This is a genomic window from Streptococcus rifensis, assembly GCF_053203525.1.
This window is the reverse complement of the sequence record NZ_JBRUCW010000013.1, coordinates 55,317-66,650: the sequence shown is the minus strand read 5'-3', so window position 1 is coordinate 66,650 and position 11,334 is coordinate 55,317. Positions and strand designations below refer to the sequence as shown.

Sequence of the window (11,334 nt, the reverse complement as noted above, 5' to 3'; positions counted from 1 at the left end):
CAGCCTTAATGGTCTGGTATTTTCTTGTTTCTGTCATGGTTAAGTCTATCCTTTGCATGATACTAGAATAACAGATGGGACATTTTTACCTTCGACCTAACTAGGACATTATCACTTTCGAATGATATAAATTAGAAGAATTAACAGCCTAGGCTTTTAAAACGCTTTAAAATTTGCTATAATAGCAGAAATACTCACAGAAAGCTGTGTTTGAGGAGGAAATAATGAATTATTCACTTTTAATTATGTTGGCCTTAATGGTAGGGATGATGTTCTTTACAGCGCGTGGCCAGAAAAAACAACAACAGGCCCGTCTTGACATGCTTAACAGGATGAAAACAGGGGACAAGGTGGTGACTATCGGTGGGTTATATGGTGTGGTTGATAGCATTGACACTGAAGTAAATACAGTAACCCTTGACATCGATGGTGTTTACCTGACCTTTGAGCGTGCTGCAATTCGCACCGTTATCTCAGGTGCAGTGGACAGTCTGTCACCAGCAGAGCCTGTTGAGACCGCTGTATCAGATGAGGTTGTGTCTTCTGAAGAGTCCATCATCGAAGAATAAATCTTTGAAAGCCAAGCCTGACCGTGTTTGAACGGTGGTCTTGGCTTTTTCTTTAGGCAAAGATGTGGTATAATGAGACGTATTATACTATTTTCGGGAAAAGAACATGTTCAAATTTCAATTTAATCAAAAATCACGGGTGGAAGTTCCACAGGTTGTGCCAAACCATGTTGGTGTGATTATGGACGGCAATGGGCGTTGGGCTAAAAAAAGGATGCAACCCCGTATTATGGGGCACAAGGCCGGTATGGAGGCCCTCCATAAGGTCGCAAAGGCTGCCAACGACATGGGTGTTCAGGTCCTAACGGTTTATGCTTTTTCGACTGAAAATTGGTCTCGGCCAGAGTCAGAAGTTTCCTTTATTATGAGTTTACCAGTGGATTTCTACGATAAATACGTACCAGAGCTTCATAAAAACAACGTGAAAATTCAAATGATTGGGGAAACGGATCGTTTGCCAGCAGGGACCCATTCCGCCCTCAAAAAAGCAGAAGAATTAACCAAGTTAAATACAGGACTTATCCTCAATTTTGCACTCAATTATGGGGGCCGTGCAGAAATTATTGCTGCGGTGCAGCAGATTGCCCAGGATGTTTTGGATGCCAAATACAACCCTGACGACATCGATGAGCAATTAATCTCGGATCAGTTGCAAACGCGTAGCCTTCCTCGCACCTTGCGTGATCCAGATCTGATCATTCGGACCAGTGGGGAGTTACGATTGAGTAATTTTTTACCATGGCAGGCAGCCTACAGTGAGCTCTATTTCACAGATGTGCTCTGGCCTGACTTTGATGAAGCAGCCTTTCGAGATGCCATTGTGGCCTATAACAAACGGAAGCGTCGCTTCGGTGGTATTTAGGGAAACTAAAGGAGATATGAAATGAAAGATTTACAGAAACGCGTTATTTTTGGCGGTATTGCGTTGGCTCTGTTTGTTCCAATTATGTGGTTTGGTGGTGTTTTCTCACAACTAGTGGTCGGTTTCTTGGCCGTTGTTGCAGTGACTGAACTCTTAAAAATGCGTCAGATTGCACCGACCTCGGTGGAGGGTGTTCTTTCCATGTTTGGAGTCTTGCTTTTGACCTTACCTTTGGAACAGTATTTGCCTTTTTTACCAACAGGTGGTAATTATGCTGCCTTTTCCATCGTGGTGCTTGTTATTTTAGGCGCTACGGTTATTCAATTTGGAGATTATACTTTTGATGATGCGGTTTACCCAATCGCATCAAGTGTGTATGTGGGTCTAGGCTTTCATGCTCTCTTGCTAGCTCAGATGAGTAGTCGTGAGGTCCTCTTCTTTGCTCTCTGTTTGGTCTGGGTGACCGATAGTGGCGCCTATCTTGTCGGGCGTCAATTTGGCCGTCGTCCATTAGCATTGCGCGTTTCGCCTAAAAAAACGGTAGAGGGTTTTCTTGGTGGCATTATCTCAGCTTTAATCTTCGCAGGAATTTATCTTATTTTTTTCCCTAGTGTGAAGGCAGGTTACTCTTATGTGGTTATGTTGCTTCTGGTAGCTGTTTTCTCAGCCTTTGCTCAGTTTGGTGATTTGGTTGAGTCAGCTCTCAAACGTCATTATGGGGTTAAGGATTCAGGTCGTGTCATTCCAGGTCACGGTGGTATTTTGGATCGCTTTGACTCCCTAATTTTTGTTTTTCCCATTATGCATTTCTTCGGCCTTTTCTAAGGCAGAAAGGATAGGTAAGTTTCGTTGATTTTAAACGCTTTAGCATTTTTATTTATTTTTGGCCTTATCGTGGTGATTCACGAATTTGGCCATTTCTATTTTGCCAAAAAGGCTGGCATTCTGGTGCGTGAGTTTGCGATTGGGATGGGGCCTAAGATTTTCTCGCATCGTGGAGAAGATGGGACGCTTTATACCATTCGTATCTTGCCTGTCGGTGGCTATGTCCGCATGGCAGGCTGGGGGGAAGATACAACTGAAATCAAGACTGGACAGGCAGCCAGCCTGACTCTCAGTGAAGAAGGAGTGGTGACACGCATTAACCTGTCTCAAAAACAGGTTGATATGACCAGTCTTCCCATGAATATTACCAGTTACGATTTGGAAGACAAACTTGAAGTGACTGGTCTGGTTATTGATGAGACGATAACTTATCCTGTTCATCATGACGCGACGATTGTCGAAGAAGATGGGACAGATGTACGGATTGCCCCTCTGGATGTTCAATATCAAAATGCCAGTTTGCCTGGGCGAATCATGACCAACTTTGCAGGCCCTATGAATAACTTTATTTTAGGGATCATTGTCTTTACCCTCTTAGTGTTTATGCAGGGAGGTGTTGTCGATACGCAAACCAATCAACTGCGTGTGGTGGAAGATGGCGCAATTGCAAGAGCAGGCATAGAGACTGGTGATGCTATCACTCAAATCGGAGACTATGCCGTCACCGATTGGGACAGTGTTGTCCAAGCGGTGACAGCTTCAACTGAGAATGCGACAGGTGAGATGACCCTTGAGGTGACCTATGAACGCAATGGGCAGACCAAAATAGCGACGGTTGTGCCTATTGAGGAAGATGGGGCTTACTATATTGGGGTCCAGCCGGGTATGAAGACGGGCTTGGTTGACAAATTAGTCGGGGGCTTAACCAGTTCTTGGAATGCGGCCTTTGCGATTTTAGATGCCCTTAAAAATCTGTTGGTTCGACCGAGTCTAGATCAATTAGGTGGACCCGTTGCTATTTTCCAAGTGAGCTCTGAGGCGGTCAAGGGTGGATTTGAAAGTATTTTACACCTCCTTGCGCTCTTGTCGATTAATCTGGGAATTGTAAACCTGATCCCAATCCCAGCTCTGGACGGAGGTAAGATTGTCCTCAATATCCTTGAGGCTATCCGTCGCAAACCTCTTAAAAAGGAAGTCGAAAGTACTGTAACAGTGGTCGGAGCAATCTTTATGATCTTGCTCATGATTGCGGTTACTTGGAACGATATTATGCGCCTTTTCTAGGGTCGATTCGTCTATTTAATAATTATAAAAAAGGAAATACTATTCATGAAACAATCAAAAATGCTGATCCCAACGCTTCGCGAAATGCCAAGCGATGCTTCGGTTATCAGCCATGCCTTGATGCTCCGTGCCGGCTATGTTCGTCAGATTTCAGCAGGGAGTTATACTTATTTGCCCCTTGCTAACCGAGTGATTGAAAAAATCAAGACCATTATCCGAGAAGAATTTGACGCGATTGGCGCGGTTGAAATGTTGGCGCCAGCTATGATTACTTCAGAACTCTGGAAAGAATCTGGCCGTTATGAGACTTATGGCGATGACCTTTTCAAACTTAAAAACAGTGAAGGCACAGAGTTTATCATGGGACCGACCCATGAAGAAACCTTGACTGCCATCGTCCGTGATTCGGTCAAGTCCTACAAGCAATTGCCTTTGACACTTTATCAAATTCAGGCCAAGTACCGTAACGAAAAACGCCCACGTAATGGTCTTTTGCGGACACGTGAGTTCATTATGAAGGATTCTTACAGTTTCCATGCAGATTATGAGAGTTTGGATCAGAGTTATTTAGACCACAAGCAAGCCTATGAAAATATCTTTGACCGAGCTGGTCTAGACTACAAGGCTATTATTGGTGATGGTGGCGCCATGGGTGGGAAGGATAGTCAAGAATTTATGGCTATTACCCCAGACCGCACAGACCTATCTCACTGGGTGGTGTTAGACAAGTCTGTCGCTAACTTTGATGAGCTACCTGAAGATGTCTTGGAAGCAATCAAAGCAGAGCTCCTCAGTTGGTCTGTCTCAGGGGAAGACACAATTGCTTACTCGAGCGAATCGGATTATGCAGCCAACCTTGAGATGGCTACGGACTTTTACAAGCCAGCCAATAAAGTGGTGGCTCAAGAAGCATTAGTCAAGGTGGAAACACCAAACTGTAAATCGATTGATGAGGTCGCAGCCTTCCTCGGTGTGGACCAAGCACAGACCGTTAAAACCTTGCTTCTTACGGCTGATGGTGAGCCAGTTGTTGCTCTTATGGTAGGCAATGACCAGCTCAATGACGTGAAACTTAAAAATCACTTGGCAGCTGGTATCTTGGAGCCAGCAACAGATGCAGAAGCTAAGGCTTTCTTTGGAGCAGATTTTGGCTCACTTGGTCCGGTTGGTCTGCCAGAAGGCACACGCATCGTTGCTGACCGTCGTGTCAAGGATGTGGCTAATGTGGTGGTTGGTGCCAATGAAGATGGCTACCACTTGACAGGGGTGAACCCAGAGCGTGATTTCAAGGCTGAATACGTTGACCTCCGCGAAGTGCGTGAAGGTGAGCCATCACCAGATGGTAAAGGCATTCTTAAGTTTGCCCGTGGTATTGAAATTGGGCACATCTTCAAACTGGGCACACGCTATACCGAGAGCATGAATGGTCTTGTTTTGGATGAGAATGGCCGTGCCATCCCAATGATCATGGGGTGTTACGGTATCGGTGTTAGCCGCCTGCTTTCGGCTGTCCTAGAACAGCATGCCCGCCTCTTTGTCAACAAGACACCTAAGGGCGAGTACCGTTATGCTTGGGGGATCAACTTCCCGAAAGAATTAGCGCCTTATGATGTGCATGTGGTTGAGGTCAACAGCAAGGACCAAGCGTCAAATGCTGTGACAGCAACTATTGAGGCGAACCTTCAAAAAGCAGGTTACCAAGTTTTGACGGATGACCGTAATGAGCGTGTCGGTGTCAAATTCTCAGACAGCGACCTTATCGGTCTTCCAATCCGTGTTACGGTCGGTAAAAAAGCAGCAGAAGGCATCGTTGAAGTTAAAATTAAAGCAACCGGTGACACTATTGAAGTGCATACTGATAGCTTGATTGAAACTTTGACCATTTTGAATAAGCAATAACCACAGATAAGAAGCGAGACACAACTAGTTTTCGCTCAAAAAGAGAGATTCACTTTTCGGTGAGTCTCTCTTTTTAGGTTGATGCGATTGTTTGTTGTATAAGGGAGATTATTGGCCACGACAACCAATCCCATCTCAATCTTGCCCTTTGCTCGCTGCTCTAATCTGGAAACATGTCACTGCTGAGATAGAAAAGACAATCGGTTAGCTCATCAAAAGGATAGTCTAAGTCAATGATAGAAAGCAGGCTGAGATGGGATCGATAGAAGAGTGGGTAGTTAAATTGATTGGTCATTAAGATGATGGGAGACGTCGGATTTTGGAGGCGAATAGATTGAGCGATCTCAATAGCTGGCCAGTCTTTTCTTCCCTCGCCAATTATGATAAAATAGGAACAAGTTTTCTGGTCGTTAACGGTATAATAATGAGGTAGTCTGTTTAGTATTTTATGGGGTGCTTTCTGATGTAAATTGTTAATCAGTCAGTTTACAAGATGAGTTGTATACCAGAGAGGTTGAAGGGGATAGATTGTAGGTGACTCTTTTCGCTATAGAAGCTAGCAGAAGCAAGTTCAGGTGTTTCTGTCGGGTCATAAATGTAGCCATAGAGTCACGAATGGAGTCATTATGTTATCAATTTTTATTTTAGAAGATGATTTTTTACAGCAGGGGCGTTTAGAAAAAGCGATTACTAAGACGGCTAAATCGGGACAAATACGCTACAAAAAATTAGAAATCTTCGGCAAACCTCAGCAGCTGTTAGAGGCTATCACAGAGACGGGAGACCATCAATTTTTCTTTTTGGACATCGAGATTAAGGGGGAAGAAAAGAAAGGTATGGAAATTGCTAGAGAGATCCGAGCAAGAGATCCTCATGCAGTCATCGTCTTTGTGACCACGCATTCGGAGTTTATGCCCTTGACCTACAAGTATCGGGTATCTGCTCTGGATTTTATTGATAAAGGCTTGTCTGAGGAGGATTACCAAGAAGCTGTCAGCTCTGTACTGACTCATGCCTACAGCAATATCAGTCAGACGGTTAGCCAAGATGCCTTTGTCTTTAAGAATGAGCATGCTCATGTTCAGGTGGCCTTTTCGGATATCCTCTATTTTGAGACATCGTCTACGGTACACAAGGTTATCTTGACCAGTCGGACAGGCACCCTAGAATTTTACGGTAAGGTTTCTGAAATCGCCAAGATTGATGAGCGACTTTATCAGACCCACAGGGCCTATGTGGTCAATCCTGCCAATGTGACCCGTGTTGACCGTAAGCAGTTTACAGTGCATTTTGAAAATGATGATTTCTGTTTAGTGTCACGGATGAAACTCAAGGGCTTGATTGAGAGGATTGGAAAATGAGTCTATTACACCCTTTTCTCGTTATTTTTGTGGACTGGTTGGTTAAAATAATAACCTTTAAAAACGTCAGTAATCTCAAACTGTCTCTGACAAAGACAATTGGGTTAGTTCTCGTCGTTACTGGACTGCATCTCTTGCATATTGAAGGAGCAAGGTTAATCGCTCCACTGATTTTGCCACTGGTGGCTGCAATTGTTTTTCGTCCTCGGTGGAGTTTGTCTCAGTACCTTTTCTATGGTCTCTTGCCCTTTGTCCTTGTGGATATCTTCCAACGATTGACTCATATTGATGAGAGCTTGTATTTGATTTTGATAGCTCGAGAGTCCTATTGGCCAGTAACCTTGATCTCTCTTATCTTTATTGCTTTCTTTTTACCAGTCGGTTGGCTCTTTAGCAAGGTGTTACGGCTGAACTTTATCACTTTGTCGAGTATTTTTCAGCATCAGATTGGTCAAAAAGCGTCTCTTTTGATAAATGGAGCTTTGTTAGTCTACGTCTTAGTGGTTTATCCAATACTGGCTCTGAGTGGAGAGGTGCAGGATTTTATTTTCACTTTTCAAACCGAGAATACAACAAGTAGTCTAGACCTCTTTAAGGTCTACCTTTACCTCTTTTTTACTGTTTTACTATACCTCAATTACAAGGCCAAGGAATATCAGGACTTGGAATTACAACGGAGTAAGGATCAGCAAGTAGCTGCCTTAGCTAATTATAGCCAGCATGTGGAGTCTCTCTACCGAGACTTACGCTCTTTTCGCCATGATTACACCAATGTCCTGACCAGTCTCAATGAGGCCTTTAATAAGGAGGACTTGGCAGGAGCCAAGCAGGTTTATGAAACCGTCCTGGCTCGCTCAGATCGTGCCTTTTATAGTAGTAAGTTTGACATTGCTAATCTTGCCAATCTGACCAATACAGCCCTTAAAAGCATTTTTTCAGCCAAATTAATGGAGGCCGAGAGCAAGGGGGTTGCTTTGACGGTTGAAATCCCTGAGCCTATCGGTGAGCCTGATATAGAACTCTTGGATTTGGTGACGATCCTTTCCATATTCTTGGACAATGCTATTGAAGCAGCAGAACAATCAGAGGACCCATTCTTGTCGGTGGCGTATTTTCAGGAGGGGCAAAAGACGCTTCTGATACTAGAAAATAGCTGTCAGGAAGAGCGTGTTAATGTCAAGTCTATCTATGCCTATGGCCAGTCCAGCAAAGGGCAAGAGCGTGGGATTGGACTGGCCAATGTCAAGTCACTTTTGGCCAAGTACCCAGAAGCTAGTCTTGAAACCCAGAGTTATAATCATCGCTTCAAGCAAACCTTAATGCTCTAAAGTCTCTTTCAAGTGTCAAAAAGGAACCATTCATTATAAATAAACTACCGTTCATGACATCGTGGACGGTTTTTGAGTTTTCTGAGCTATACTTGAGTCATCAGGAACAGCTCTTCTGATACTTAAAAAATCTAGAAATACTTTAAGGAGCTCCTATGAAACTACTCTCATCCGTTTTCCCCTCTGTCTTTAAGAGACGGGATGTCAATATTTTACTTGGTTTTATGATTTTACCCATTGTGACCCCGGTTTTAACAGGGGTCAGTGACCAGCAGACAAGTCAAGATATTTATGCTAGCTTTTTCAATTTCTTTGCAGGTGCCATTGAGACCCAGTACCAACTGGTCCTCCCAGCTTTGATCATTGGTTTTATCGTTTCATCTGTTTTTCGAGATGAGATTAACTCGGGCCAGCTGTTTCTCTACAAAGACCTTAAACGTGCCAGTATTTTCAATGCCAAATTAATGAGTCTTTATGCTGTTTATGGCATCTATTGGGTGGGAACTTTCCTAGCAACTTTTGCAACGTATGTCATCTATGCGGCGCCAAAGACAGGCTTTCACTTTTTACCGACTAGCCAAGCCGATAGGCTTATATTGCAACTCTTGACCATTACAGCTTTACATTTTATCTTGATCACTTTGGTGGCTGCTGTTTCTATCAAGCGTTCTACCTTAGCGGCTGTACTGACAGGTGCCCTTTTTAATATTGTGGCACAAACTGCTCCTCTGCTCAATGGCTTTCGCTATGTATTTCCAAATACCTATCCTAGGCTATTGGGCAGGTTAAACTTTGGAGCAGCTCTAGCCATTAGTCTAGGGATTAGTCTTCTCTACTTAGGGTTGTCTTACGGGTCAGCTCGCAAACACTTTAACCGTATCGAATATTAGGAAATGGAGAATCTGAACATGTTAACAATCGAGAATCTTTCAAAACAATTCGCAGGGAATGACTTCTATTCCTTAAAGGATGTCAGTCTTGAAATTCAAAAAGGTGAGATCGTCGGTCTGATTGGAAAAAATGGCGCAGGAAAATCAACCTTGATGAAATTGATGGCTAAGTCCCTTAAGCCGACTTCTGGGACCATTACCTATGAAGGTGTGGATATTCACACAGCAGATAACCTGCTCAAAGACTTTGGTATCATGATTGATCCTGTCTTTTATCCTGAAATGACAGTAGTGGATAATCTCAAGTTTTACCTGAAATTGCATGACAAGAAGGACTTGTTTCCCAATATCGAAAAGACCCTTAAGCTTTTGGAACTCTGGGATGCGCGAAACCGTAAACCCAAAGGTTTCTCCTTTGGGATGAAGCAACGCACAGCCCTTGCGATTGCTATGGTGGCAGAACCTGATTTTCTCATATTGGATGAACCTTTTGTAGGATTGGATCCAATTGGTGTGCAAAAACTGATTGATATTCTAAAAACTTGGTCTCAGGAGCGTCAGATTTCGATGCTTATTTCCAGTCATCAGTTGGGTGAATTGGAAGCTCTCTGTGAGCGTTATTACTACATTGATAAGGGACAGTTGGCAGATGCCTTTGGTGGCCAGTCCGCCCCAAGTGTACTGATTAAGGTCACCAGCGGTGCGGACCTAGTAGCCCTGTTAGCTTATGAGACTGACCATGTCCACATAGCAGATGGAAGGCTTGAGATTTCGACAAAAGCTACTGCAGAAGAAGTTAATGCTGTCCTTGCTTATCTGTCTACTAATCAATGGATTGAAAGCCTAGACATCAAAGAAAACCATCTCAAAGAAATGTTTAGTCGAGGAGAATAATGATGGGAACTATTTTTAAACCAGTCTTTGAAAGTATCTGGAAGAGAAAAGAGACTAAGATTTACCTTGCTTTTGCTCTTCTCTATCCAGCCCTCCTATTATTTGCGAGTTTCTTACCGGAAGAATCTAATTTCTTGAAACCAGGAGTAACAGATTCTTTATTTACCTATAATGTTGCTTTTGCAATCATATTGAGCTTTGTATATGACCTGGTGGTACCTGTTCTTGCGCTCTTCTATCTCACGTTTACAGTCTTTAGGGGGGAGGCGGACAGTCATACCATGTATCTCTACAAGGACATTAAGCGAAAGGATATCTTTTGGGCAAAATTGACCAGTCTCTTTGTCTTGGTACTGATTTTTCTAGGTATTTTCACGTTGACCCTTTTAGCAGTCTACTACGGTCGATTGATTCAGATTCCAGATATTTATAGCACAAAATTAATGGATGACACAGATCCACTCTCTTTCTCGAACTTTGTTTATACGCTTTCCGGTTTCATTTTTGACAGTATCCTTTGTATTTTAATTGCAGCCTGCGCTTCTCTATACTCAGGTGTAGGGCTTACCATGGTGTTAGCCTTTACCTATAGTCTAGGAACAACATTATTGAACGTTTTTGGCTTTATCTATCTCACGCCAACAGGCTTATCAGATAAACTTTGGGAAGGGATGAGCTTATGGACAGCCCTAGGACATTCGGGGTTAGTAACTTTTCTTTATGCTTCTATTCTTACCTTTTTTACCCTTAACTATTTCAAACAAATGGAATACTGACACTCTCTAAAAACAGCCGAAAGAGTGTCAGACTGAAGACAAAGTTATTTTTGAAACTTTTCTTAGGTTTTTCGCTTTCTAGTTTTCAGGCTCAAACTTAAAACGATCCACTGGATCGTTTTAACAGACGGTAGCGACTCCCTTCGGACATCTGTTTCAAGCTATCTTGTGTTCTATTTCCTACCTTTACCAGTCTCTCAGACAGGTAAAGTAAATCTTAGTTTTGAGCCGTCTTCGCTTTTCTATCTCCAAACTCAGACCTAACCGTCTTTTCCTATTTTTTAGAAGACGGGCTAAAAAGGTTCACTGAACCTTTTTACTCCACTGGACTCTTTCACCCCAAAACTTCCGAGTGCCTGAAACTATTGCGTTTCAGGCACTTTTATCACAGCGGAAAGTTTCCGTTTTTGCTCGCCTCGCTCGCAAAATATCCATTATTTTAAATCATTAGCTAAACTTTTGAAGATCATTAACACAGAAAACAGGGTTTGTCTACGCTCTCAAACAGCCGCAAGGTTTTTAAAGGACCTTGAAAGTACTTTCAATATTTTTTAAAATTTAAAACTTTTTGATTGTAAAATCTAAATGACGGAATGGTATTGTCAAATGAAATTCCTTTTTTTATAATAATATTGTAAACGCTATC

At 42.8% G+C, this 11,334-nt stretch carries 10 protein-coding genes; all 10 read left to right on the top strand.

The annotated features are described in order from the left end of the window. Positions 1–224: 224 nt before the first annotated feature. The gene (gene yajC, locus ACVRYP_RS08615; protein WP_447468313.1) at positions 225–569 is read left to right on the top strand and encodes a preprotein translocase subunit YajC; all 345 of its coding nucleotides are present in this window, start codon (positions 225–227) and stop codon (positions 567–569) included. Positions 570–675: 106 nt separating this feature from the next. Next, on the top strand, positions 676–1,431 hold the full coding sequence (gene uppS / locus ACVRYP_RS08610; RefSeq protein ID WP_447468312.1) for an undecaprenyl pyrophosphate synthase: 756 nt from the start codon (positions 676–678) through the stop codon (positions 1,429–1,431). Positions 1,432–1,452: 21 nt separating this feature from the next. Continuing rightward, positions 1,453–2,256, top strand: coding sequence for a phosphatidate cytidylyltransferase (locus tag ACVRYP_RS08605; protein WP_447468311.1), 804 nt, complete (start codon positions 1,453–1,455; stop codon positions 2,254–2,256). Positions 2,257–2,283: 27 nt separating this feature from the next. After that, positions 2,284–3,540: an RIP metalloprotease RseP gene (rseP, locus tag ACVRYP_RS08600; RefSeq protein ID WP_447468315.1), complete on the top strand. Its 1,257-nt coding sequence runs from the start codon at positions 2,284–2,286 to the stop codon at positions 3,538–3,540. A gap of 45 nt (positions 3,541–3,585) precedes the next feature. Then, on the top strand, positions 3,586–5,439 hold the full coding sequence (locus ACVRYP_RS08595) for a proline--tRNA ligase (RefSeq protein WP_447468310.1): 1,854 nt from the start codon (positions 3,586–3,588) through the stop codon (positions 5,437–5,439). Between the two features lie 626 nt (positions 5,440–6,065). Beyond that, positions 6,066–6,800 (top strand): response regulator transcription factor, encoded by a 735-nt coding sequence (locus ACVRYP_RS08590; RefSeq protein ID WP_447468309.1) that lies wholly within the window; start codon positions 6,066–6,068, stop codon positions 6,798–6,800. Beyond that, on the top strand, positions 6,797–8,128 hold the full coding sequence (locus ACVRYP_RS08585; protein ID WP_447468308.1) for a sensor histidine kinase: 1,332 nt from the start codon (positions 6,797–6,799) through the stop codon (positions 8,126–8,128). Before ACVRYP_RS08590 ends, ACVRYP_RS08585 begins: the two co-directional genes overlap by 4 nt. 155 nt (positions 8,129–8,283) lie before the next feature. After that, a complete protein-coding gene (locus ACVRYP_RS08580; protein ID WP_447468307.1) occupies positions 8,284–9,018 on the top strand; it encodes a hypothetical protein in 735 nt (244 codons plus the stop codon). Positions 9,019–9,036: 18 nt separating this feature from the next. Then, positions 9,037–9,912, top strand: a complete 876-nt coding sequence (locus ACVRYP_RS08575; protein WP_447468306.1) for an ABC transporter ATP-binding protein — start codon at positions 9,037–9,039, stop codon at positions 9,910–9,912. After that, positions 9,912–10,688 carry a hypothetical protein gene (locus ACVRYP_RS08570; protein ID WP_447468305.1) on the top strand — a complete coding sequence of 259 codons (777 nt, stop codon included), beginning with the start codon at positions 9,912–9,914 and terminating at the stop codon, positions 10,686–10,688. The genes ACVRYP_RS08575 and ACVRYP_RS08570 overlap by 1 nt, the downstream gene beginning before the upstream one ends. Positions 10,689–11,334 lie beyond the last annotated feature (646 nt).